1 protein-coding gene is annotated in these 277 nt (G+C 68.2%); it reads left to right on the top strand.

Going from position 1 to position 277, the window contains the following annotated elements:
• A partial coding sequence (locus AAEY68_RS20995) for a radical SAM protein (RefSeq protein WP_350586821.1) occupies positions 1–277 on the top strand: 277 nt, incomplete at both ends.

The following is a 277-nucleotide window of genomic DNA, read 5'->3' as shown; positions in this document are numbered from 1 at the left end:
CTCGTGCACCTGCGCACGATCGGCTTCAACCGGTTGAGCCTCGGCGTGCAGGATTTCGACCCGGTCGTGCAGCAGGCGATCAACCGCATCCAGCCGCTCGCGATGACCGCCGACCTGCTCGGCGCCGCGCGCGCGACGGGCTTTCATTCGGTCAGCGTCGACCTGATCTACGGGCTGCCGCACCAGACGGTCGCGGTGTTCGCGCGCACGCTCGAGACGATCATCGAACTCGCGCCCGATCGCCTGTCGGTGTTCGGCTACGCGCACATGCCGCACC

It is taken from the genome of Pseudoalteromonas sp. RB2-MNA-CIBAN-0110, assembly GCF_040309305.1.
Classification (GTDB): Bacteria; Pseudomonadota; Gammaproteobacteria; order Enterobacterales; family Alteromonadaceae; genus Pseudoalteromonas; species Pseudoalteromonas arctica.
The sequence above is the reverse complement of the archived record's forward strand: the minus strand, read 5'-3'. Positions and strand labels throughout refer to the sequence as shown.